At 39.4% G+C, this 19,824-nt stretch carries 36 protein-coding genes; all 36 read right to left on the reverse strand.

Annotated elements, in window-relative coordinates:
• Window positions 1–4: 4 nt before the first annotated feature.
• A complete protein-coding gene (locus SH603_RS08950) occupies window positions 5–631 on the reverse strand; it encodes a glycoside hydrolase family 73 protein (RefSeq protein WP_318635932.1) in 627 nt (208 codons plus the stop codon).
• Window positions 632–780: 149 nt separating this feature from the next.
• A complete protein-coding gene (locus SH603_RS08955; protein WP_035157140.1) occupies window positions 781–1,554 on the reverse strand; it encodes a (S)-acetoin forming diacetyl reductase in 774 nt (257 codons plus the stop codon).
• A gap of 115 nt (window positions 1,555–1,669) precedes the next feature.
• A complete protein-coding gene (gene rpsI / locus SH603_RS08960; protein WP_003668771.1) occupies window positions 1,670–2,071 on the reverse strand; it encodes a 30S ribosomal protein S9 in 402 nt (133 codons plus the stop codon).
• Between the two features lie 7 nt (window positions 2,072–2,078).
• The gene (rplM, locus tag SH603_RS08965; RefSeq protein ID WP_003672672.1) at window positions 2,079–2,522 is read right to left on the reverse strand and encodes a 50S ribosomal protein L13; all 444 of its coding nucleotides are present in this window, start codon (window positions 2,520–2,522) and stop codon (window positions 2,079–2,081) included.
• A 105-nt stretch (window positions 2,523–2,627) separates the two neighbouring features.
• Complete coding sequence (truA, locus tag SH603_RS08970; RefSeq protein WP_321533870.1) at window positions 2,628–3,398, reverse strand: tRNA pseudouridine(38-40) synthase TruA; 771 nt, start codon at window positions 3,396–3,398, stop codon at window positions 2,628–2,630.
• A gap of 21 nt (window positions 3,399–3,419) precedes the next feature.
• Window positions 3,420–4,223, reverse strand: coding sequence for an energy-coupling factor transporter transmembrane component T family protein (locus SH603_RS08975; protein ID WP_169471756.1), 804 nt, complete (start codon window positions 4,221–4,223; stop codon window positions 3,420–3,422).
• Window positions 4,220–5,083 carry an energy-coupling factor transporter ATPase gene (locus SH603_RS08980; protein ID WP_169471755.1) on the reverse strand — a complete coding sequence of 288 codons (864 nt, stop codon included), beginning with the start codon at window positions 5,081–5,083 and terminating at the stop codon, window positions 4,220–4,222. Before SH603_RS08980 ends, SH603_RS08975 begins: the two co-directional genes overlap by 4 nt.
• Entirely contained in the window at window positions 5,059–5,886 is an 828-nt protein-coding gene (locus SH603_RS08985) for an energy-coupling factor transporter ATPase (protein WP_169471754.1), read from the reverse strand. Before SH603_RS08985 ends, SH603_RS08980 begins: the two co-directional genes overlap by 25 nt.
• Window positions 5,887–6,105: 219 nt before the next feature.
• Window positions 6,106–6,489 (reverse strand): 50S ribosomal protein L17, encoded by a 384-nt coding sequence (gene rplQ / locus SH603_RS08990; RefSeq protein ID WP_003664528.1) that lies wholly within the window; start codon window positions 6,487–6,489, stop codon window positions 6,106–6,108.
• A 34-nt stretch (window positions 6,490–6,523) separates the two neighbouring features.
• A complete protein-coding gene (locus SH603_RS08995) occupies window positions 6,524–7,468 on the reverse strand; it encodes a DNA-directed RNA polymerase subunit alpha (RefSeq protein ID WP_003664530.1) in 945 nt (314 codons plus the stop codon).
• An 85-nt stretch (window positions 7,469–7,553) separates the two neighbouring features.
• Entirely contained in the window at window positions 7,554–7,943 is a 390-nt protein-coding gene (gene rpsK, locus SH603_RS09000; RefSeq protein ID WP_003664532.1) for a 30S ribosomal protein S11, read from the reverse strand.
• A 34-nt stretch (window positions 7,944–7,977) separates the two neighbouring features.
• Window positions 7,978–8,343, reverse strand: coding sequence for a 30S ribosomal protein S13 (gene rpsM / locus SH603_RS09005; RefSeq protein WP_003668778.1), 366 nt, complete (start codon window positions 8,341–8,343; stop codon window positions 7,978–7,980).
• Between the two features lie 31 nt (window positions 8,344–8,374).
• Window positions 8,375–8,494 carry a 50S ribosomal protein L36 gene (rpmJ, locus tag SH603_RS09010; protein ID WP_003664535.1) on the reverse strand — a complete coding sequence of 40 codons (120 nt, stop codon included), beginning with the start codon at window positions 8,492–8,494 and terminating at the stop codon, window positions 8,375–8,377.
• A 36-nt stretch (window positions 8,495–8,530) separates the two neighbouring features.
• Entirely contained in the window at window positions 8,531–8,749 is a 219-nt protein-coding gene (gene infA, locus SH603_RS09015; protein WP_003664537.1) for a translation initiation factor IF-1, read from the reverse strand.
• 133 nt (window positions 8,750–8,882) lie between these two features.
• Complete coding sequence (locus tag SH603_RS09020) at window positions 8,883–9,536, reverse strand: adenylate kinase (protein WP_306038491.1); 654 nt, start codon at window positions 9,534–9,536, stop codon at window positions 8,883–8,885.
• 5 nt (window positions 9,537–9,541) lie between these two features.
• Complete coding sequence (gene secY, locus SH603_RS09025; protein WP_003664539.1) at window positions 9,542–10,858, reverse strand: preprotein translocase subunit SecY; 1,317 nt, start codon at window positions 10,856–10,858, stop codon at window positions 9,542–9,544.
• A 1-nt stretch (window position 10,859) separates the two neighbouring features.
• Window positions 10,860–11,294 (reverse strand): 50S ribosomal protein L15, encoded by a 435-nt coding sequence (gene rplO / locus SH603_RS09030; protein WP_003664540.1) that lies wholly within the window; start codon window positions 11,292–11,294, stop codon window positions 10,860–10,862.
• Window positions 11,295–11,325: 31 nt separating this feature from the next.
• A complete protein-coding gene (gene rpmD, locus SH603_RS09035) occupies window positions 11,326–11,508 on the reverse strand; it encodes a 50S ribosomal protein L30 (RefSeq protein WP_003664541.1) in 183 nt (60 codons plus the stop codon).
• Window positions 11,509–11,523: 15 nt separating this feature from the next.
• Window positions 11,524–12,033 carry a 30S ribosomal protein S5 gene (rpsE, locus tag SH603_RS09040; RefSeq protein WP_261296139.1) on the reverse strand — a complete coding sequence of 170 codons (510 nt, stop codon included), beginning with the start codon at window positions 12,031–12,033 and terminating at the stop codon, window positions 11,524–11,526.
• Between the two features lie 21 nt (window positions 12,034–12,054).
• Window positions 12,055–12,411 (reverse strand): 50S ribosomal protein L18, encoded by a 357-nt coding sequence (gene rplR, locus SH603_RS09045; protein WP_003664543.1) that lies wholly within the window; start codon window positions 12,409–12,411, stop codon window positions 12,055–12,057.
• A gap of 62 nt (window positions 12,412–12,473) precedes the next feature.
• On the reverse strand, window positions 12,474–13,010 hold the full coding sequence (gene rplF, locus SH603_RS09050; protein ID WP_321533871.1) for a 50S ribosomal protein L6: 537 nt from the start codon (window positions 13,008–13,010) through the stop codon (window positions 12,474–12,476).
• Window positions 13,011–13,039: 29 nt separating this feature from the next.
• The gene (gene rpsH, locus SH603_RS09055; protein WP_003664546.1) at window positions 13,040–13,438 is read right to left on the reverse strand and encodes a 30S ribosomal protein S8; all 399 of its coding nucleotides are present in this window, start codon (window positions 13,436–13,438) and stop codon (window positions 13,040–13,042) included.
• A gap of 32 nt (window positions 13,439–13,470) precedes the next feature.
• Complete coding sequence (locus SH603_RS09060) at window positions 13,471–13,656, reverse strand: type Z 30S ribosomal protein S14 (RefSeq protein WP_003664547.1); 186 nt, start codon at window positions 13,654–13,656, stop codon at window positions 13,471–13,473.
• Between the two features lie 15 nt (window positions 13,657–13,671).
• Window positions 13,672–14,214, reverse strand: coding sequence for a 50S ribosomal protein L5 (gene rplE, locus SH603_RS09065; RefSeq protein WP_003668784.1), 543 nt, complete (start codon window positions 14,212–14,214; stop codon window positions 13,672–13,674).
• 28 nt (window positions 14,215–14,242) lie between these two features.
• Window positions 14,243–14,551: a 50S ribosomal protein L24 gene (gene rplX / locus SH603_RS09070; protein WP_003664549.1), complete on the reverse strand. Its 309-nt coding sequence runs from the start codon at window positions 14,549–14,551 to the stop codon at window positions 14,243–14,245.
• Between the two features lie 35 nt (window positions 14,552–14,586).
• Window positions 14,587–14,955: a 50S ribosomal protein L14 gene (rplN, locus tag SH603_RS09075; RefSeq protein ID WP_003664550.1), complete on the reverse strand. Its 369-nt coding sequence runs from the start codon at window positions 14,953–14,955 to the stop codon at window positions 14,587–14,589.
• Window positions 14,956–15,024: 69 nt separating this feature from the next.
• Window positions 15,025–15,291 carry a 30S ribosomal protein S17 gene (gene rpsQ, locus SH603_RS09080; RefSeq protein WP_003664551.1) on the reverse strand — a complete coding sequence of 89 codons (267 nt, stop codon included), beginning with the start codon at window positions 15,289–15,291 and terminating at the stop codon, window positions 15,025–15,027.
• Window positions 15,292–15,315: 24 nt separating this feature from the next.
• On the reverse strand, window positions 15,316–15,522 hold the full coding sequence (gene rpmC, locus SH603_RS09085) for a 50S ribosomal protein L29 (RefSeq protein WP_003664552.1): 207 nt from the start codon (window positions 15,520–15,522) through the stop codon (window positions 15,316–15,318).
• The gene (gene rplP, locus SH603_RS09090; RefSeq protein ID WP_003664555.1) at window positions 15,512–15,946 is read right to left on the reverse strand and encodes a 50S ribosomal protein L16; all 435 of its coding nucleotides are present in this window, start codon (window positions 15,944–15,946) and stop codon (window positions 15,512–15,514) included. Before rplP ends, rpmC begins: the two co-directional genes overlap by 11 nt.
• A gap of 3 nt (window positions 15,947–15,949) precedes the next feature.
• Window positions 15,950–16,615, reverse strand: coding sequence for a 30S ribosomal protein S3 (gene rpsC, locus SH603_RS09095; RefSeq protein WP_003664556.1), 666 nt, complete (start codon window positions 16,613–16,615; stop codon window positions 15,950–15,952).
• Window positions 16,616–16,627: 12 nt separating this feature from the next.
• The gene (rplV, locus tag SH603_RS09100) at window positions 16,628–16,975 is read right to left on the reverse strand and encodes a 50S ribosomal protein L22 (protein WP_003664558.1); all 348 of its coding nucleotides are present in this window, start codon (window positions 16,973–16,975) and stop codon (window positions 16,628–16,630) included.
• Between the two features lie 17 nt (window positions 16,976–16,992).
• Window positions 16,993–17,271 (reverse strand): 30S ribosomal protein S19, encoded by a 279-nt coding sequence (gene rpsS / locus SH603_RS09105; protein WP_003664560.1) that lies wholly within the window; start codon window positions 17,269–17,271, stop codon window positions 16,993–16,995.
• 40 nt (window positions 17,272–17,311) lie between these two features.
• Window positions 17,312–18,157 carry a 50S ribosomal protein L2 gene (gene rplB, locus SH603_RS09110; RefSeq protein ID WP_003664563.1) on the reverse strand — a complete coding sequence of 282 codons (846 nt, stop codon included), beginning with the start codon at window positions 18,155–18,157 and terminating at the stop codon, window positions 17,312–17,314.
• 24 nt (window positions 18,158–18,181) lie between these two features.
• Entirely contained in the window at window positions 18,182–18,478 is a 297-nt protein-coding gene (gene rplW / locus SH603_RS09115; protein WP_169471686.1) for a 50S ribosomal protein L23, read from the reverse strand.
• Window positions 18,478–19,101, reverse strand: a complete 624-nt coding sequence (rplD, locus tag SH603_RS09120; protein ID WP_003664566.1) for a 50S ribosomal protein L4 — start codon at window positions 19,099–19,101, stop codon at window positions 18,478–18,480. The genes rplW and rplD overlap by 1 nt, the downstream gene beginning before the upstream one ends.
• Before the next feature lie 21 nt (window positions 19,102–19,122).
• A complete protein-coding gene (rplC, locus tag SH603_RS09125) occupies window positions 19,123–19,782 on the reverse strand; it encodes a 50S ribosomal protein L3 (RefSeq protein ID WP_003664567.1) in 660 nt (219 codons plus the stop codon).
• Window positions 19,783–19,824 lie beyond the last annotated feature (42 nt).

The raw sequence follows: 19,824 nt of genomic DNA on the forward strand, positions 1-19,824 counted from the left end.
TATATTACTTATCATAATTATATAATTTATATGCCTTAATCACAGAAATTAATTTTTGTGCATAATCAGGATCAGTCGCATACCCTGCTTCTTGTAATCCACGAGCTGCTTCTTGATAATTAGTCGCCTGAACAACTCGATCATAATTTTGTTGATTGGTGTCTGTCCCATTTAACATCAATCGCGTATGATCCTTAATAGAGTCGCTCCAACTATCATAAACACGGAACCGCCCCTTAGTAACGATCCACTTACCATTAATGTATTCTTTGGTTGTCATTACTCGTGAATTTGTTCCCGTTCCCTTAATTCCAAATAAATTATGGTATTGTGATGCTAACTGACTCGTTCCCCATTGAGATTCAAGAATCGCTTGGGCAATCGTAATTGATGCATAGACATGATAAGTATTTTGCATTGCCTGGGCTTCAGGAGCAACTTGCTGAATAAATAATTGCTTCGCTCGGCGATCCTTTTCCCGTGCCTCTTGTTCAATTCGTTGCTGATTCCAGATTCGGTAAAAATGGTGCCCAACGTAAACACCCAAAAAGATAACAATAACAGCAAGAATGCTAATAATCCAATTTCTACCCGTATGGCAGTTTTTGTTTCTCCGCTTCCGTTTTGCCACAAGCTTAGCCTCCTCTTTTCTACTAGTTATTAATTGTAGCAAAATCCATCTCGTTTGGGTTAATTTATCGTAATATTTTTAGAAGAAGTTAAAAAAGCGCAGCTGAAAAATTCTTTTCCAGTTGCGCTTGTTGCTACTAGCATTAAATATTAATGGAATTGCATTCCACCATCAACAATAATTGTCTGTCCAGTAACGTAATTTGAATCAGGACCAGCTAAGAAACTTACCACATTAGCAACATCTTCTGGTTCAGAAAGACGCTTCATTGCAATGTTCTTAGCAAAAGTTTCCATTCCCCATTCATCACTCTTACCAGCGTTTTGACCAACTTGATGTGCAATATCATACATCATCGGTGTCTTAACGATTCCTGGTGCAAAAGCATTTACCGTAATATCTTCAGTTGCCAAATCTTGGGCTACTACCTGCGTAATGCCTCGAATAGCAAATTTTGTCCCAGAATAAAGTGCAAGATTAGGATTACCAACAACACCAGCTTGCGATGTAGCATTGATAATCTTACCACCATGCCCAAGCTCCTTAAATGCCTTGTGGGCAGCTTGAATTCCCCATAAAACTCCAGCAACATTTACGCCATATACTTTTTCAAATTGTTCTGGTGTAATTGAATCGATTGGAGTCGTAGGACCTAATCCAGCATTATTAACGATTACATTAAGATCTCCAAAATGTTCGACTGTTTTCTCAACAGCTGCAAATACTTCTTCCCTATTTGCTACATCAGCCACAAGTGGTAATGCTTCTCCACCATTATTATTAATTTCATCAGCAACTTGTTGGAGCTTTGCCTCGTTTAATGCTACAAGAGCAACTGCAAAACCATCCTTAACCAATCTTTCTACAATTGCCTTACCAATTCCTTGGCTTGCTCCAGTTACTAATGCTACCTTTTTAGTCATTAGTAATCCCTCCTTTATATTAGTTACCATTTATTATACCGTATATTAAATTCCGTTTAAATATAAAAAAGACACCAGCAAAATACTGATGTCTCTGGAAGCGATAATCGAAATATTAACGCTTACTGAATTGAGCAGCCTTACGAGCTTTCTTAAGACCTGGCTTACGACGTTCCTTCATACGAGGGTCACGAGTTAAGAGACCAGCCTTCTTTAAAGCGTCACGGAAGTCTGGATCAACAGCGAGAAGTGCACGGGCGATACCGTGACGTACTGCACCTGCTTGACCAGAGAATCCACCACCATTAACGTTAGCTAAAACGTCGTATTGACCTTCTGTTTTAGTAACAGCAAATGGTTGGTTAACGATAGCACGTAAGTTGGCAAATGGAATGTAGTCTTCAATTGCCTTGCCGTTCATCGTAATCTTACCTGAACCTGGTACTAAGCGAACACGTGCGGTTGCATCCTTACGCCGACCAGTACCACTGTATTGTACTTGTTGAGCCAATTCCATTCCCTCCTTAGATTAAGTTAGTAATGTCTAAAACTTCTGGGTTTTGTGCAGCATGTTTGTGGTCTTCACCAGCATAAACATGTAACTTCAAACCTTGCTTGTGACCAAGAGAGTTGTGTGGAAGCATACCCTTGATAGCAGTTTCCAATAACTTCTCTGGTTCCTTTGCAAGGAAGTCACCAGCAGTCCGTTGCTTCAAACCACCAGGGTAGTTTGAGTGACGGTAGTACATCTTTTGAGATGCTTTCTTACCAGTTAACTTAACTTGCGCAGCGTTGATAACGATAACGTAATCACCAGTATCAACGTGTGGAGTAAATGTTGGTTTGTTCTTACCGCGCAAAATTGATGCTACTGCAGATGCTAAACGACCCATTGGGACATTCTTAGCATCGACAACGTACCATTTGCGTTCAACTTCACCAGGTTTTGCGATGTATGTCGTTCTCACGATTAAGTCCTCCAATTTTGTTTTTCTTTTACATATAATAGTGTACCGAGTTATTAGATGGAAAAGAAATACCAATGGCTAGTATACCTTCTTCTAGTACTTTCGTCAATCCTTTTCATCATTTGTTCCATAATCTACATTAACTAAATACAAACCACTCGCTGGAGCCGTCATCCGTGCTAATGTCCGATCCTTTGCTTCAAGGACTCGCGACACGTCATCTACTGGCCGCTGATTGCTCCCGATTTCTAAGAGAAAAGCAACCATTATGCGGACTTGATTATAGAGAAAACCATTACCAGTAAAATCAAAGACAACCTCATTTCTTAGTTCGTCTCGTCTAATTGTGATATTCTCAATCGTCCGAACATTGCTTTTTGCTTGACTCCCCGATGCAACAAAACTTGTAAAGTCATGAGTTCCAACCAAATCAATAGCTGCTTTTCTCATCTTTTCTAAGTTAAGGGGATATTTAAAATGAGAAGTATAGTTGCGTTTGAATGGGTTCACAAATTCTCCCTGATCAACTCGATAACTATAAGTCTTACGATGAGCACTGTATCGCGCATGGAAATCATTATCCACTAATTCGGCCTTCTTAATTAAAATATCCAGTGGCAAAATGCTATTGAGGGCCTTTCTCATAGATTCATTACTTAAATGATAGGGAATATCAAAGTGCGCAACCTGATTAAGAGCATGCACCCCTGCATCTGTTCTTCCTGAGCCGATAACGGAAATAGCAGGAGTTGGGTGCTTAGCAATTTTATTTACTGCATTCTTTAGTGTTTGTTCAACTGTCCGCTTATTTGGTTGAATTTGAAAACCGGAAAAATTGGTTCCATCATAAGCAAAGGTTATTTTATAACGATACATTGTTTACTTCCTTATATTAATTTAGAAAAATATTCGAATACAAACTAGACCAACTGTCACAATCAATAGCGCCAAGCCAGCCCAAACATCATTTTTATGCCAAACTAATTGACGATAATGAGTCCGTGGTGCATTAGGATCATACCCTCGTGCTTCCATTGCCGTTGCTAGTTCTTCAGCGCGCTTAAACGAGTTGACAAACAATGGGATAAGAATCGGAACTAGATGTTTAATCCGTGTCAAAAGATTTCCAGCGTTAAAATTAATCCCGCGGGCCCGCTGAGCTTTCATAATTTTATTAGTTTCATCCATAATAGTTGGAACAAAGCGTAATGCAATGGAAAGCATTAACGTAATCTGGTTGACAGGAACTTTAATCACTTGTAATGGTTTCATTAACCATGCCAAGGCATCTGCAATTTGAAAAGTTTGCGTAGTGGCAGTTAAGACAGTTGAGGCAGTAATAATCACAATAAACCGATAAGAAATAATTAATGAATTAATAAGGCCATCACGGGTTATTGCCATAATTCCCCAATGCCAATACGTCTTTCCGCCACTACTAAATAAAATTTGAAACGCTACTGTTATCAAAATAATTAAAAACAACGGCTTAATCCCTTGCCAATATTGTCTTAAACCAACATTACTTAACTTAATTGCCGCAAGGAGCGCTAATAAAAGCCATATAGCAGCTAAAAAATTATTCACGAAGAAAATTAAAATAACGTAAATAATACACATGATTAGTTTTATTCGTGGATCAAGACGATGGAGGATCGATTTTACTGGTACATAACTACCAAATACGATTTTATTATTCATTTTCTTTTTCTCCTCATCGCTTCTGCTATTTCATCTGCTAACACATCAAGCGTAAGCGGTTCTGTATTTTTTAAGGTGATACCATCTTTACTAAGGAATTGCGCAACCTCGACGGAAACAGGCAGAGTCAATGATAGTTTTTTTAATCGTTGAGCATCCCTAAATAATTGCTGAGGAGTAGTATCCGAAACAACCTGCCCATTGCTCATTGCAATTACGTGGTTAGCATAATAGGCTACCTGCTCCATTTGGTGAGTAACCATTATAATCGTTGTTCCCTTCTCGTTAAGATCTTTAATAAGTTTAAGTAAATCATTAGTTGCTTGAGTATCCAGTCCTGCTGTTGGTTCATCAAGAATTAAAATTTGGGGATCCATTGCTAAAACGCCAGCAATCGCTACTCGCCTCATTTGTCCTCCAGAAAGTGCAAAAGGGGAGTGTGACTTTAATTCTAAGGGCAAATCCACCATTTTTAATGCTTCATCAACTGCTTTTTCAATTTTTTTTGCAGGCCACCCTAAATTATGAGGCCCAAAAGCAATATCCTCCGCAACTGTTTCTGCAAATAGTTGCTGTTCAGGAAATTGGAATACAAAACCGACTTGATGGTGGATTTTACTTAAATATTCAGCTTTTGTCGTTGCATTAATTTCTAAACCTGCTACATTAAGTTCCCCACTACTGGGCTTTATTAATCCATCAATTAATGAAACCAATGTCGACTTTCCACTTCCGGTTTGTCCAATAATAGCAACAAATTCTTGCTCTTTAATTGTTAATGAGACATTATGTAAGGCTTCATTAGTAGAATTAGGATATGTATAGTGGAGTTTTTTTACTGTAATTGCTGCTTTAGCCAATTTTTTAGCTCCTCTAAATTTAAATATCTATTTGGAATATTAATTCCTCGTTCAACCAATAATTTCTGCAGTTGCTGACTCGCAGGAACTCCTACTCCAATTTCAAGTAATAATTCTTTATCTTTAAGAATTTCGGATGGAGTACCTTGCTTTACAACTTGCGAATCATTTAACACAATTATTTTATCCGCTAGCTCAATTTCTTTAAGATCATGCGTAATCGAAATAATTGAAAGATTATATTCATTTTTTAATCTTCGCAATAAAGACAAAATTCCTTGCCGTGCTAAAGGATCAAGCATACTAGTAGCCTCATCAAGGATTATTATCTTAGGCATTAATGCAAGGATTCCTGCAAGTGCTACCCGTTGCTTTTGTCCTCCTGAGAGATTAATAGGAGCTGTGTTTTTATAATCACTCATTCCCACCATCTTTAAAGCTTTATCAATCTTTTCTTCCATTTCATTTCGAGCTACTTGTCGGTTTTCAAGTCCGAATGCAACATCGTCAGCAACAGTTGCTCCAACAAATTGATTTTCAGGGTTTTGAAAAACGAATCCGATTTGCTGGTGAATCTGACCTAAAGAACTTTCGTTAACTTGAATTCCGTCAACTTCAATCGATCCAGCAGTAGGACTGAGTAATCCATCAATTAATCGGGCTAATGTACTCTTTCCGCTACCATTATGACCAATAATTGCTGTCCAAGAAAATGGTTCAAAATCTAGATTGATATTGTTTAAAACGGGGTATTTACTGTCTGGATATGTAAATACAAGCTTTCGAATTTTTATTCCAGTCACAGTATTTCCTCTTTTCAATTTTAGTTAATAAGTATATTTTAGCAAAGTCCACAGAATTATCTATCAAAATTAAATTTAAAATAAAAAATCACTTACCATTGAAGTGCGCGAGGGTTTCCCGCATTCAAGCTAGACTAGGGTTTCCCCACCATCGTAACGCTCTATACTATCAATGATAGTGATTCTTTATTACGTATTTAGTTTATGTGAACGAATTAATTAGTCCACTAATTCAAGAATAACCATTGGTGCACCGTCACCACGACGAGGCATAGTCTTCAAGATGCGTGTGTAACCACCGTTACGATCTGCATACTTTGGAGCAAGTTCTTCAAAAAGGTTTTGAAGAGCAGATTGTACACGAATATCATCGCCATCTTCCTTAACATCAGCAACAACATTACGTACAAAAGCGGCAGCCTTACGACGAGAAGCTAAATCACCATGCTTAGCAAGCGTAATCATCTTATCAGCAGTCTTACGAACTTCCTTAGCACGTGCTTCAGTAGTGGTAATACGACCATTAACGATTAAATCTGTAGTTAAATCACGTAATAAAGCCTTACGTTGTGAACTTGTACGTCCTAATTTACGGTAACTCATAAAGTGGTTCCCTCCTTTGCAATTGGTATACTAATTAGTCGTCTTGGCGAAATGAAACACCAAGATCATTTAATTTAAGTTTAATTTCTTCTAACGACTTTTGTCCTAAGTTCCGAACCTTCATCATATCAGACACTGTTCGATCAGTTAATTCCTTAACAGTATTGATACCAGCTCGCTTCAAACAATTGTAAGAACGTACAGAGAGATCAAGCTCTTCAATAGTCATTTCAAGCATTTTCTCTTTGTGTGTTTCTTCTTTTTCAACCATCACTTGAGCATTTTGAGCTGTTTCTGTTAAATCGACAAACATAGCTAAGTGTTCAGTCAAAATCTTCGCACCTAGACTAACTGCTTCAGTTGGTGTTAATGAACCATCAGTCCAAACATCCAGCGTCAACTTATCATAATCGTTACGCTGACCAACCCGTGCATTTTCAACAGTGTAATTTACACGTTCAATTGGGGTATAGATGGAATCAATCGGTAAAACACCAATTGCTAAATCATCCATCCGGGCCTTATTATCGTTAGCAGAAAGGTAACCGCGACCCTTATCAGCAGTTAACTTGATGTGTAATTCTGCGCCATCAGCAACAGTTGCAATATGCAGATCAGGATTTAAGATTGTAACTTCATTATCACCCTGGATATCACTTGCAGTTACTTCAGCAGGTCCTTTAACATCTAATTCAAGATTCTTTTGATCCTCTGAATCAAGCTTCAAAGAAACTTTCTTTAGATTTAGGATAATCTGCGTAACATCCTCAGTTACACCTTCAACAGTGCTAAATTCATGTAAAACACCATCAATTTGCATACTCGTAATCGCTGCACCTGGCAAAGATGCAATTAATACACGTCTTAACGAGTTACCGAGAGTGGTTCCATAACCGCGCTCAAGTGGTTCTACGACAAATTTACCGTAGTTATCTGTTTCTTCAACTTTGTGAATATTTGGCTTTTCAAATTCGATCATTCTATCCTTGTACCCCTTTCAAAACGTGGTTCGTATTTGAGACAAAAAGGCAATTGATGGAAATAATTGTCTCCAGCAATGTCAATTAAACACGACGACGCTTTGGAGGACGAGAACCATTGTGAGGAACAGGTGTTACATCACGAATAGCAGTAACTTCCAATCCAGTTGCTTGAAGTGCACGGATAGCAGCTTCACGACCTGAACCTGGGCCCTTAACTTCAACTTCAACAGTCTTCATACCATGTTCCATAGCTTGCTTAGCAGCAGCTTCTGAAGCCATTTGAGCAGCAAATGGAGTGGACTTCCGACTTCCCTTAAAGCCTAAAACACCAGCTGAGGACCATGCTACAGCGTTACCTTGAACGTCAGTAATCATGATCAAAGTGTTATTAAATGTTGAGTGAATGTGTGCAACACCAGTTTCAACATTCTTTTTTGCACGACGCTTACGCGTACCTTTTTTGGTTGCCATATCTAGTACTAACCTCCTTTTTTATAAAGTTAAATTACTTCTTCTTATTAGCGATAGCTACAGCCTTACCCTTACGAGTACGAGCATTGTTCTTAGTATGTTGACCACGAACAGGTAGGCCACGACGGTGACGCATACCACGGTATGATCCAATTTCTTGAAGACGCTTGATGTTCATTGAAACTTCACGCCGTAAATCACCTTCAACTTGAATTTGATCTACTTGAGCACGAATCTTTTCTTCTTGATCTGGAGTCAAATCACGAACACGGATATCTTCTGATACACCAGCATTTTCAAGAATCTTCTTAGCAGTAGAATCACCAATACCAAAAATATATGTTAAGCCGATTACGATTCGCTTGTCACGAGGTAAATCGACACCTGCAATACGAGCCATGAGCTACACCTCCATTTCTCTATAAAATAAATTACTTACCTTGACGTTGCTTATGCTTTGGGTTAGCAGAGCAAATAACCATAACACGACCATTACGCTTAACGATCTTGCAGTGCTCACACATCTTTTTAACAGATGGTCTTACTTTCATTCTAAAATCCTCCTATTGAGAGTAAATGATCAATAACTACTTGAACCGGAAAGTAATCCGACCCTTTGTAAGGTCATATGGAGACATCTCTACTTTAACACGGTCTCCTGGTAAAATTTTAATGTAGTGCATCCGAATTTTGCCAGAAACATGTGCTAAAATTTCTGCTCCATTTTCCAATTCAACTTTAAACATTGCATTAGGCAAAGTTTCAGTTACTTTACCTTCTACTTCAATTACATCGGCTTTTGCCACGAAATAGTACCTCCTTACCTATTCTAGATATTACGTAAAAATGGTGGAAAGTATAAAACTTCCCACTACTCAGATAGATAAACCCTGCATAGTTTAGCATATGTTTACAAACTTCGCAAGAGATAACTATTATCTAGTTTAGGTTTGTTAATACTTTCTTGATATCTTCGTAAACTTTATCGATATCTTGTTCACCATTAATTTCGTGCAAAACACCTTTCTTTTGGTAATAGTCTACCAGTGGTGTGTTCAACTTAATATTAACATCTAGACGATTCTTAACCGTTTCAGGCTTATCATCATCACGCTGATAAAATTCATGATGACCACAAACGTCACATGTGCCTTCAACTTTAGGAGCGTTATAAAGTTTATGATATGTTGCTCCACAGTTACGACAAATAAAACGTCCACTTAAACGTTCTACCAATACATCCGGTTCAACGTGAATATTGATCACAGCATCAAGATGCCGATTACTCTCTGCTAACATCTCATCCAAAGCTGCTGCTTGGTTAAGATTACGAGGAAATCCATCCAGCATAAAGCCATCTTTAGTATCATCTTGAGCTAACCGTTCCTTAACGATACCGTTAGTAACTTCATCCGGAACAAGTTCACCTTTATCAATATATTTCTTAGCTTCAATTCCCATGGGAGTTTCATTCTTCATGGCTGCCCGAAAAATATCTCCAGTTGAGATATGAGGAATTGGAAACTCTTCAACGATCTTTTGAGCTTGAGTACCTTTACCGGCACCTGGAAGACCCATTAATACAAGATTCATACTCATTAGTCATTTCCTCCTTTAGGTTCTCGAATAAATCCAATATATTCGCGCTTCATTGTTAGTCCGTTTAACTGTCGAACAACATCTAAAGCAATTTGTACGATAATCAGTAAGCTTGTACCACCTAACCCAATTGACTGACTTAGGTTCCATACGTTACTTGCAATTAACGGAATTAAGGAGATTAATCCTAAGAATAATGAACCTACTGTACTCAATCGCATTAACAATGAAGAAATATAGTCTTGTGTACCCTTTCCAGGACGTACTCCAGAAATATAACTTCCTTGCTTTTGTAAATTCTCAGCAAGTTTTTCTGGGTTAACCTGAACAAAGGCATAGAAAAAGGTAAATACAACAATCAAAAATACATACAGTGCGATCCCAGGACCAGATTGCATGTTAAAAATGGTCGTCATGATTTGATACCAACTATCCCCACCATGGTTTTGCTGGAAAGCCATAAGAATAGTTTGTGGGGTTGAGATAAAAGAACCAGCAAAAATAACAGGAATAACACCTGATACGTTAATCTTCAAGGGAAGATAACTACTGGATGGTGAAGTAGTGGTCCGTCTTGTGTATTGAATTGGTAGACGTCTTTCCGCCTGTTGGACCCATGTAACAAACGCTACAATAATTAAAATTGCAACAATAACAAGAGTAACAAATCCAATTCCCATCCACAAAGCAGAACCAGATTCACCAGCAATTTGGTCATCCCATAACTGACGAATTCCACCTGGCATTTGCGCAACAATACCAGCAAAAATTAACATGGAAACACCATTACCCAAGCCACGTTCAGTAATCATGTCTCCCATCCAAGTAGCAAACATTGTACCTGCAGTTAAAATTAAACCGATTGTTAAATACGTTTGAACACCAGGGTGATTAACCAAACGAATAGTACTCAATGCATTAAACCCGGCGGTAATACCGATTGATTGAATAAATCCAAGTACAATCGTTAACCATCGGGTTGCTTGATTAAGTTTTCGCCGTCCTACTTCTCCTTGTTTACTCCATTCAACAAAACGCGGAACAATATCCATTTGTAATAGTTGAACAACAATTTGCGCAGTAATATATGGAGACACTCCCATTGCAAATAAAGAGTAATTCTCCAATCCACCACCACTAAAGGTATTGAGGATTGATGCTAAACCGGTTGAGGAGATTTCCTGCAAAGCAGCAGCGTTAACTCCAGGAACGGTAATCGCTGCCCCAATCCGATAGACAATCAATACAAACAATGTAAAGAAAATCTTTTTACGGATATCTTTTACCTTGAATGCATTTTTGACGGCTGTGAACAAACTACATCACCTCAGTTTTACCACCGGCAGCTTCAATTGCAGAAACTGCAGAAGCAGAAAACTTATTAGCCTTAACAGTTAATTTCTTTTCAAGCTTACCGCTACCAAGAATCTTGATGCCGCTCTTCAAGTTCTTAACTAAGCCACTTTCCATCAATAATTGTGGAGTAACTTCTGTACCATCATCAAACTTGTTTAATGATGCCAAGTTAACAATTGCGTATTCTTTCCGGTTAATGTTGGTAAATCCACGCTTTGGAATTTGCCGGTAAAGTGGCATTTGACCCCCTTCAAATCCTAAACGGGTCTTTCCATGAGCCTTTTGCCCTTTAGTACCACGTCCAGATGTAAAACCGTGTCCTGATGAAAGTCCACGACCCTTACGAAGACGCTTAGAACGAGAACCAGCAGCTGGCTTCAATTCGTTTAACTTCATTAGTAGGCACCTCCTTATTATTTAATTTTAATTACTTAACTTCTTCAACAGAAACCAAGTGAGCGATCTTAAAAATTTGACCGCGTGTTGCCGCATTATCTGGTAAGATAACTGAGCTATTGATCTTACCTAATCCCAATGCCTTAACAGTACGACGTTGAGTAGGTTGTCGGTGGGCAACACTGTGAATTAAGGTAACTTTTACTTGAGCCATAATTTAGTGCCCTCCTTATTCTGCTAAGTGGTCTACTGAAACACCACGTAACTTTGCAACTTCTTCAGCGTTCTTTAATTGCTTCAAACCTTCAAACGTTGCACGAACAACGTTAATAGGTGTGTTAGAGCCAAGACGTTTAGAAGTAACGTCCGCAACACCGGCAAGGTCCATAACATTACGAACCGCACCACCGGCAGCAACTCCAGAACCTTCAACCGCTGGCTTTAACATGATCTTTCCACCGCCGTATACACCAATAACTTCGTGTGGAATAGTAGTTCCAACGATAGGAACAGTAATCAAGTTCTTTTCAGCAGCTGCTTGAGCTTTACGAATAGCTTCTGGAACTTCTTGAGCCTTACCAGTACCAAAACCAACATGACCTTTACGGTCACCAACAATTACTAAAGCAGCAAAACGCATACGGCGTCCACCCTTTACAACCTTAGTAATCCGGTTGATGGCTACAACTTGATCGTCTAAATCCAACTTTGCTGGATCAATGAATTCTGATGATGCCATTGCAGGTTATTCCTCCTTTTTTTAGAATTTAAGTCCGTTTTCGCGAGCAGCTTCAGCCAAAGCTTGAACACGTCCATGGTAAAGGTATCCACCACGATCAAACACAACTTCAGTAATGTTCTTTTCGTTAGCGCGTTTAGCAATTAATGCTCCTACACCACTAGCTTGTTCAGTCTTAGTCTTTCCACTTACTTCACTATCATTTGTGGAGGCACTTGCGAGCGTCACACCCTTTACGTCATCAATTAATTGAGCGTAAATGTTTTTGTTTGAACGGTAAACACTTAAGCGTGGGCGCTCCGCAGTACCAGAAATCTTACCGCGAACGCGTAAATGACGACGTTGACGGATCTTGTTCTTGTCTGGTTTAGAAATCACAACAGTCACCTCTTATTATATTAATTCTATTAAATAAAAGAATGTTAAATAATCTTTTCAGATTACTTACCAGTCTTACCTTCCTTACGGATAATGTGTTCGTTTTCGTAACGAATACCCTTACCTTTGTATGGTTCAGGTGAACGTACAGCACGAACTTCAGCAGCAAAATTCCCAAGGTGTTCCTTGTTAATTGAGCTTAATTCGATAGTAGTATTGTCAGGTACGTTAATTTCAACATCTTCTGGCTTATCCATTTCAACTGGGTTTGAGTAACCAACAGTTAAAATCAACTTGTTACCTTTGAGTTGAGCACGGTAACCAACACCGACAAGCTTAAGAACCTTCTTGTAACCATTAACAACACCTTCAACCATGTTGTTAACATTAGCACGAGTAGTTCCGTGTAACATCTTTAACTTATTAGTATCAGCATCACGATCAAACTTTACAACGTTACCATCAATAGTCATTTTGATTAATGGTGAAATTTCACGAGATAAAGTACCCTTAGGACCTTTAACAGTAACTACATTACCATCTTGAAAAATTTCAACACCACTTGGCAAATCAATTTCTTTGTAACCAATACGACTCATCTTTGCACCTCCTATCTAATATTCGTTTTTTACCAAACGTAAGCGATAACTTCGCCACCAATTTTCTTGGCACGAGCAACTTTATCAGTAACAACACCTTCAGATGTTGAAATGATAGCAATACCTAATCCGTTAAGAACCTTAGGCACAGCATCTGACTTAACGTATGTACGTAAACCAGGCTTAGAAATACGCTTTAAGCCAGAAATAACACGTTGACCGTCATTACCGTACTTTAAGAACACACGGATGATGCCTTGCTTGTTATCATCAACGTATTCAACATCGCGAATGAAACCTTCGTTTTTTAAGATTTCAGCGATGTCCTTCTTCATCTTTGATGCAGGTGCTTCTACTGATTCGTGTTGAGCCATGTTAGCATTACGAATACGAGTTAAGAAATCTGCAATTGGATCACTCATAGACATCGATGTTTTCCTCCTTTTGTCGGTTTTTTTGTTTACCAGCTAGCCTTCTTCAAACCAGGAATTTGTCCTTTGTGGGCAAGTTCTCGTAAGCAAATCCGGCATAGGTGGAATTTACGGTAAACAGAGTGCGGACGTCCACAACGTGCACAACGCGTGTATTCACGACTTGAGAACTTAGCTGGACGGTTGCACTTAGCAATCATTGATTTTTTAGCCAATTTGTGGAACCTCCTTTATTTAGCAAACGGCATACCGAGTTGAGCAAGTAATTCGCGGGATTCTTCGTCAGTTTGTGCAGTTGTTACAATAACAACATCTAAACCACGAACTCGGTTAACTTTATCATAATCAATTTCTGGGAAAATTAATTGTTCATGGATACCAAGAGTGTAGTTACCACGACCATCAAATGCCTTGTTACTTACACCATGGAAATCACGAACCCGTGGCAATGCCACATTAACTAATTTATCTAAGAAATCATACATACGTTCACCACGTAAGGTTACCTTAGCACCAATTGACATACCTTCACGAAGACGGAAACCAGCGATTGATTTCTTTGCCTTAGTAATTAAAGGTTTTTGACCAGAAATCAAGCCGAGTTCTTCAACAGCTTCGTCAAGATTCTTGGAGTTAGTAGTTGCATCACCAACACCCATGTTTAAAACGATTTTGTCAATCTTTGGTGCTTGCATAACTGAAGAGTAGTTAAACTTTTCAATCAATGCTGGACGAATTTCATTTTCATATTTAGCTTTCAAACGGTTTTCCATTAGAAGTTATTCCTCCCTTCCTTAAAAATTAGTCAAGTGTCTTACCTGACTTCTTCGCAACACGAACCTTCTTACCATCAACGAACTTGTAACCTACACGAGTTGGTTCATTTGTTGAAGGATCAATCAGCATTACGTTTGAAGCATTAATTGCAGCTTCTGTATCAATAACGCCACCATTAGGATTTGAGTTGCTTGGTTTTTGGTGTTTCTTAACGATATTTACACCTTCAACGATAACGCGGTTTTGAGACGCAAGTACCTTTTTAATAGTACCTTCTTTGCCCTTATCCTTACCAGCGATTACGCGAACCTTATCACCTGTTTTAATGAACATGTTGATTGTGCACCTCCTTATTTTCGGTAAAATCTTTAGAGAACTTCTGGAGCTAATGAAACGATCTTCATGAAGTCGTCTCCACGAAGCTCACGAGCGATTGGGCCAAAAATACGGGTACCCTTAGGGCTCTTGTCGTTGTTAATTAAAACAGCGGCATTTTCATCAAACTTAATGTATGAACCATCCTTACGGTGAATACCATGTTTAGTCCGTACAACAACGGCCTTAACAACGTCACCCTTTTTGACAACGCCACCTGGTGTTGCCTGCTTTACAGTAGCAACAATGATGTCACCAATATTACCTGTTTTAACTCGGGAACCACCTAAAATCTTAATAACTAAGATTTCACGAGCACCGGAGTTATCAGCGACCTTCAACCGACTTTCTTGTTGAATCACGGTTAATGTCCTCCTTCCATTTACAAATAAGAATTAGAATACGAATAATTTTTAGAGTTATCTGCTAAATTAAAGGGTAGCAGCTTTTTCGACAATCTTTACAAGACGGAAACGCTTCTTAGCTGATAATGGCCGAGTTTCCATAATTTGTACAGTGTCGCCGGTCTTAGCTTCGTTATTTTCATCGTGAGCATAGTACTTCTTTGAGTACTTAACACGTTTACCATAGATAGGTGCACTCTTGTAAGTATCAATTACAACAGTGATAGTCTTATCCATTTTATCAGAAACAACGTGGCCTTGGTAAACCTTACGTGCATTACGTTCTTCACTCATGCGCTAATCCTCCTTTTCGTATTCTTATTTGTTTAATTCTTGTTGACGAAGAACTGTCTTAACCCGTGCAATATCTTTGCGTACTTGCTTAAGACTTGCAGTATTTTCCAACTGGCCGGTTGCTAATTGGAAACGTAAGTTAAACAATTGTTCCTTCAGTTCCTTTTCACGGTCAAGTAGCTTATCAGTGGTTAATCCATTCAGTTCTTGTACATAATCTTTACTTTTCATTAGATTGTCCACCTACTTCCTCACGTTGTACGATCTTAGTGCGAACTGGCAACTTGTGACCGGCAAGACGTAAAGCTTCACGAGCGACTTCTTCAGAAACGCCCCCTACTTCAAACATTACCTTGCCACGTTTTACTGGAGCAACCCATCCTTCAGGAGCACCTTTACCGTTACCCATCCGGACCCCAACACCTTTACTAGTGTATGAGAGTTGTGGAAAGATCTTAATCCAAACTTTCCCACCACGCTTCATGTAACGCGTCATAGCGATACGAGCAGCTTCAATTTGACGGTTGCTAATCCAATGTGAATCAAGAGCTTGTAAACCAAATTCACCAAAAGTAACAGTTTTACCACCCTTAGCTTCACCGCGCATATGACCACGTTGAACCTTACGGTGCTTTACACGTTTTGGTACTAACATGTGTTACTTCCCTCCTTGTTCATCATTGTTTGAGTTCTTCTTAGTAGGAAGTACTTCACCACGGTAAATCCAAGTCTTTACGCCAAGAACACCGTATGTAGTGTTAGCTTCGTCCCAAGAATAATCAATATCAGCACGGAGTGTATGCAATGGAACAGTACCATCTGAGTATGATTCGATCCGTGACATATCTGCACCGTTCAAACGACCAGCAACTTGAGTCTTAATACCCTTAGCTCCAGCACGCATAGCACGTTGCATTGCTCCACGCATAGCACGACGGAAAGCAATACGAGCTTCTAATTGCCGTGCAATACTCTCACCAACAAGGTGAGCATCTAAATCTGGCTTCTTAATTTCCACAATGTTAATGTGAACACGTTTACCAGTTAATTTGTTAAGTTCTTTACGAAGTGCTTCAACTTCTGAACCACCTTTACCAATAACCATTCCTGGCTTGGCAGTATGAATTGATACGTTTACGCGGTTAGCTGCACGTTCAATTTCAACGGTTGATACAGAGGCATCAGCAAGTCGCTTTTCAATATACTTACGGATTCGAAGGTCTTCGTTAAGGTAATCAGCAAAGTCCTTGTCAGCGTACCACTTTGCAGTCCAATCACGAATGACCCCAACACGAAAACCATTAGGATTGATCTTTTGACCCACTATTCATTCCTCCTATCGTTCTGTAACAACCACTGTAATATGACTAGTCCGCTTGTTAATTGGAGAAGCAGAACCCTTAGCACGAGGACGGAACCGTTTAAGAGTTGGTCCTTCGTTAGCAAAGGCTTCACTTACAACCAATGAAGCACGATCTAAGTCGAAATTGTTTTCAGCGTTTGCAACAGCAGATTTTAATACTTTTTCAACATCTGAAGCGGCACCACGAGGGGTGAACTTCAAAATAGCAAATGCTTCGGCAACACTCTTGCCACGAATGGCATCTAATACAAGACGAACCTTACGAGCAGAAACCCGTACCATCTTGGCAGTAGCCTTAGCTGACGTAATGTTTTCAGCCATATGTTATTTCACCCTCCTTACTTACCTGTCTTCTTGTCATCAGAAGCATGACCATGGAAAGTCCGAGTAGGAACAAATTCACCTAACTTGTGACCAACCATGTCTTCTTGTACGTAAACTGGCACGTGCTTCCGACCATCATATACTGCAAATGTGTAACCAATAAAACTTGGGAAAATGGTAGAACGACGTGACCATGTCTTGATGACAGTCTTCTTTTCAGAACCTTCTTGCTCCTTAACCTTCTTCAGTAATGAAGCATCAGCGAAAGGTCCTTTTTTCAAACTACGACCCATTTAGTGTACCTCCTCTCGGGTATTAGAACGTATATAAATATTAACGAGTATGTGGACCGCGCTTCCGACCACGAACAATGAACTTGTTTGAACGAGCTTTGTGTGAACGGGTCTTCTTACCAACAGTCTTCTTACCCCATGGAGAAAGAGGAGATGGTAAACCAACTGGTTGCTTACCTTCACCACCACCATGTGGGTGATCGTTAGGGTTCATAACAGAACCACGAACGTGTGGACGTTGACCAGCATAACGAGTACGACCAGCCTTACCTTTAATAATCAAGGCGTGTTCATCATTACCAACAGTACCGATAGTAGCACGGCAAGTAGCAAGGACCATACGAACTTCACCAGAAGAAAGACGTACTAATACGTATTTTTCTTCCTTACCAAGTAATTGAGCTGAGGCACCAGCTGAACGAGCAAGTTGACCACCTTTACCTGGTTTTAATTCAATATTGTGAATAACAGTACCAACTGGAATGTTCTTTAAAGGAAGAGCATTACCAACCTTGATATCAGCATCAGGACCAGATTGAACGGTCATGCCAACCTTCAAGCCCTTAGGTGCGATGATGTATGATTTAGTACCATCAGCGTAAACAAGTAAAGCAATGTTTGCAGTACGATTTGGATCGTATTCAATTGCCTTAACAGTTGCTGGAACATCATCTTTAATTCGCTTAAAGTCAATAATACGGTATTGACGCTTTGTACCACCACCACGGTGACGAACAGTAATGTGACCATAGCTGTTACGACCAGCAGTGTGCTTTAACGGAGCCAATAATGACTTTTCAGGTGTTGTCTTCGTGATTTCAGCAAAGTCGTAACCGTTCATATTACGGCGACCGTTAGTGGTTGCTTTATATTTACGAATTCCCACTGTTTTTTCCTCCTTTTTTAATGATTAGTTTTCGTTGTTGTCGTTAAACAACTTAATTTCATTTGAGTCGGCAGATAAAGTAACAATAGCCTTACGACGACGCTTAGTGTATCCTTCGTAACGACCTTGGCGCTTTAACTTACCTTTTACATTCATAATGTTAACTTTTACAACGTTAACGCCAAAAATTTCTTCAACAGCATTTTTAACTTGTGTCTTAGTTGCTCGTAAATCAACATCAAAAGTGTAACGCTTGTTGTCCATGCCAGCCATTGAAGCTTCAGTAACTACTGGACGTAAAATAATGTCGCGTGCTTCCATTATGCGAGCACCTCCTCTACTTGAGAAAGAGCTGACTTAGTGATAACAATCTTTTGGTTATCAACAACGTTCAAGATGTTAACACCTGCTGGAGTAACAACTGTAGCATTAGCTAAGTTACGTGCTGATAAAGCAGCATTCTTGTCGTCATCAGTAACAACAACTAATGTCTTTTCAGCAACGTTTAAGTTACCCATAACATCAGCGAATTCCTTTGTCTTTGGTGCATCAAAGTTTAATGCATCAACTACTACAAAGCTGTTATCAAGAACCTTTTGGGAAAGGGCAGACTTGATTGCAAGTTGACGAACCTTACGAGGAAGGCTGTACTTATATGAACGTGGAGTAGGTCCAAAAACAATACCACCACCACGGAATTGTGGAGAACGGATAGAACCTTGACGAGCACGACCAGTACCCTTTTGACGCCATGGCTTCTTACCACCACCGCTAACTGCAGAACGATTCTTTACAGCATGTGTACCTTGACGTAATGAAGCACGTTGACGCAAAATTGCATCAAATACAACATTTTCATTTGGTTCAACACCAAATACTGCATCGTTTAATTCAACAGTACCGTTTTGGCTACCATCTTGTTTATACAAATTAACGCTAGTCATTATTTACTTCCTCCTTTCTTATTATTTGTTGTGTTGTTTGCTAAGGCTCTTCTTAGTATTAGCCTTAACTGAGTTCTTAATAGTTACGTAAGACTTGTTTGCACCAGGAACATTACCCTTGATGAGTAATACGTTGTTGTCAAGATCAACCTTAACAACTTGTAAGTGTTGCATGGTAACAGTCTTGCCACCCATACGACCAGGGAGCTTCATACCCTTGAAAACCCGGTTGATAATGGCACCCAATGAACCAGGACGACGGTGGTAACGAGAACCGTGTGCCATAGGTCCACGAGATTGGTTATCCTTATGGATGTTACCTTGGTAACCATGACCCTTAGTAGTACCCGTAACGTCGACAGTTTCACCTTCTGCGAAAACGTCAGCCTTAACTTCGTCTCCGACTTTAATGTCCCCTAATTCAGCATCGCGGATTTCACCGATGAAGCGCTTAGGGGTCGTGTTTGCTTTTGCTGCATGACCTTGTTCAGGTTTGTTGCTCAAAACTTCCCGCTTGTCATCAAAACCAAGTTGTACAGCACTGTAACCATCGTTTTCAACGGTCTTAATTTGCATTACAACGTTTGGTGTAACATCGATAACAGTAACTGGAACTAATTCACCATTGTCAGTGAATACTTGAGTCATTCCAACCTTTTTACCTAAGATTCCTTTGGTCATGAGTACACCTCCAATTTTATGTTTTATGTATTATTCTTATTC

It is taken from the genome of Limosilactobacillus reuteri, assembly GCF_034259105.1.
GTDB lineage: Bacteria > Bacillota > Bacilli > Lactobacillales > Lactobacillaceae > Limosilactobacillus > Limosilactobacillus reuteri_G.

Bases quoted from the DNA above. Each gene is read 5' to 3' on its own strand.
- rplO (WP_003664540.1), bottom strand. From the start codon at position 11,294: ATGAAGTTAAACGAATTGAAGCCAGCTGCTGGTTCTCGTTCTAAGCGT.
- rplF (WP_321533871.1), bottom strand. From the start codon at position 13,010: ATGAGTCGTATTGGTTACAAAGAAATTGATTTGCCAAGTGGTGTTGAA.
- rpsE (WP_261296139.1), bottom strand. From the start codon at position 12,033: ATGGCATCATCAGAATTCATTGATCCAGCAAAGTTGGATTTAGACGAT.
- rplW (WP_169471686.1), bottom strand. From the start codon at position 18,478: ATGGAAGCACGCGACATTATTTTACGTCCAGTAGTTACTGAAGCTTCA.
- rplV (WP_003664558.1), bottom strand. From the start codon at position 16,975: ATGGCTGAAAACATTACGTCAGCTAAGGCTACTGCCAAGATGGTACGG.
- SH603_RS09020 (WP_306038491.1), bottom strand. From the start codon at position 9,536: ATGAATCTTGTATTAATGGGTCTTCCAGGTGCCGGTAAAGGTACTCAA.
- rpsQ (WP_003664551.1), bottom strand. From the start codon at position 15,291: ATGAGTGAAGAACGTAATGCACGTAAGGTTTACCAAGGCCACGTTGTT.
- rpsK (WP_003664532.1), bottom strand. From the start codon at position 7,943: ATGGCAACCAAAAAAGGTACGCGTAAGCGTCGTGCAAAAAAGAATGTT.
- rpsI (WP_003668771.1), bottom strand. From the start codon at position 2,071: ATGGAATTGGCTCAACAAGTACAATACAGTGGTACTGGTCGGCGTAAG.
- SH603_RS08995 (WP_003664530.1), bottom strand. From the start codon at position 7,468: ATGATCGAATTTGAAAAGCCAAATATTCACAAAGTTGAAGAAACAGAT.
- rplP (WP_003664555.1), bottom strand. From the start codon at position 15,946: ATGTTAGTACCAAAACGTGTAAAGCACCGTAAGGTTCAACGTGGTCAT.
- rpsH (WP_003664546.1), bottom strand. From the start codon at position 13,438: ATGTCTATGAGTGATCCAATTGCAGATTTCTTAACTCGTATTCGTAAT.
- rplD (WP_003664566.1), bottom strand. From the start codon at position 19,101: ATGACTAGCGTTAATTTGTATAAACAAGATGGTAGCCAAAACGGTACT.
- rpmJ (WP_003664535.1), bottom strand. From the start codon at position 8,494: ATGAAAGTAAGACCATCTGTTAAAAAGATGTGTGAGCACTGCAAGATC.
- rplC (WP_003664567.1), bottom strand. From the start codon at position 19,782: ATGACCAAAGGAATCTTAGGTAAAAAGGTTGGAATGACTCAAGTATTC.
- rplX (WP_003664549.1), bottom strand. From the start codon at position 14,551: ATGTTCATTAAAACAGGTGATAAGGTTCGCGTAATCGCTGGTAAGGAT.
- rpmD (WP_003664541.1), bottom strand. From the start codon at position 11,508: ATGGCTCAAGTAAAAGTTACCTTAATTCACAGTGTTGCCCACCGACAA.
- SH603_RS08975 (WP_169471756.1), bottom strand. From the start codon at position 4,223: ATGAATAATAAAATCGTATTTGGTAGTTATGTACCAGTAAAATCGATC.
- rpmC (WP_003664552.1), bottom strand. From the start codon at position 15,522: ATGAAAAGTAAAGATTATGTACAAGAACTGAATGGATTAACCACTGAT.
- rpsS (WP_003664560.1), bottom strand. From the start codon at position 17,271: ATGGGTCGTAGTTTGAAAAAAGGACCTTTCGCTGATGCTTCATTACTG.
- rpsM (WP_003668778.1), bottom strand. From the start codon at position 8,343: ATGGCTCGTATTGCAGGTGTCGATTTACCTCGTGACAAGCGAATCGTA.
- truA (WP_321533870.1), bottom strand. From the start codon at position 3,398: ATGTATCGTTATAAAATAACCTTTGCTTATGATGGAACCAATTTTTCC.
- rplQ (WP_003664528.1), bottom strand. From the start codon at position 6,489: ATGAGTTACCGTAAATTAGGACGTACAAGTTCACAACGTAAGGCTTTA.
- SH603_RS08955 (WP_035157140.1), bottom strand. From the start codon at position 1,554: ATGACTAAAAAGGTAGCATTAGTAACTGGAGCAAGCCAAGGAATTGGT.
- rplE (WP_003668784.1), bottom strand. From the start codon at position 14,214: ATGGAAAACCGTTTGAAAGCTAAATATGAAAATGAAATTCGTCCAGCA.